General features: G+C 46.4%; 1 protein-coding gene. It reads left to right on the forward strand.

Annotated elements, in window-relative coordinates; translation table 11 throughout:
• Positions 1 to 13: 13 nt before the first annotated feature.
• Positions 14 to 1,235: S1 family serine peptidase (locus PsB1_RS11750; RefSeq protein ID WP_284361830.1), on the forward strand; the 1,222-nt coding region annotated here is incomplete at its 3' end.

The raw sequence follows: 1,235 nt of genomic DNA on the forward strand, positions 1-1,235 counted from the left end.
AGGGGGTATTATTATGATTAGTTTACGGAAACAATTTGCTAATTCAGTTGCTATGGCGGCAATTGGAACTGGTCTTTTGCTTGCTGGCCCTGCCACAGCCTTGGTTACACCCAATAATGTGCAACCTTCTTCGGTAATTGATGTTAACAATACACGCCCCTATTGGGTCTTTTTGGGTATGCGTACTTCAGATGGTGGGATGGGAAGTTGTTCAGGCCTTTTGATCAATCCACGCACCGTTTTATTTGCTGCCCATTGTGTGGGTTTTGCAACCCCTGATGTCTATGATCCAACAAAGCCAACCAATAATGCCAGTGTTGGATATACAACAGACCCTATGTTTGGGCGTGCCAATCTCTTGAATTGGCTGTCAGGTGGCCGTTCTCCAAGTTCTGGTGATGGTAGCACCATGGTCAATTCAACAATGGTCTGGTGGGATCAACGTTCAAGAGGGGATACGCAAGGACCTGGGGGGCCCCTATTGGACCCCCAAAATGGGACTTTTCTTCCTGCCGATATTGCCATTGCTGGGTTTGATACACCAACTGAATTATTGGGCCGGGATGCGCAAAACGGCATTGGTTTGTTGTTTTCGCGGGTCAATGGCCCCGTTGCGGTCACCATCGGCGGCTATGGTGAATCAGGTAATGGTTTGACTGGGGAAAGGACGGCTAGAATGGATTTTTATAATCGCCGCCTTGGTCAAAATATGGTTGATTTCCTTGGGGATGAACGCTCGTGGAATATCGGCATATATGGCGAAGAACTTGGTAATTATATTGCGAACCCTAAGCTGAAATATCAGGATTTATATTGGTTGGATTTTGACAATCCCGATTACCAAACCCAGCGTTTTTCAACCAGTGCATATGTCCAGCCTGATCAGGCCAGTGTCCATCTTGACTTCAATGTGTTGGGCGGGCGCGCCATCCAAGGGGAATCGCTTATAGGTAGAGGTGATTCTGGTTCCCCCTTGATCACAGGTGCATTTGGCCGTGAAGTCTCGCTTGGGGTTTTAAGTCAAGGCAATTCATTTCTTTATGATTTTACAGATGTGCAAAATGACAATCGCGTTACGGGTTCCATACTTTCTAATTATGGCACAATTGCAGGCTATAATCCGCTGTTTTTGTTTTGGGATCAGATCTTGATCAATAATCCCTATAAATATGTGACAGCAAAAGCAGGGGATGGGGAGTGGAATGATACAACGCGCTGGACCCAAGAACTTGACC

Origin of the sequence: Candidatus Phycosocius spiralis, assembly GCF_030158815.1 — a bacterium.
GTDB lineage: Bacteria > Pseudomonadota > Alphaproteobacteria > Caulobacterales > Aquidulcibacteraceae > Aquidulcibacter > Aquidulcibacter spiralis.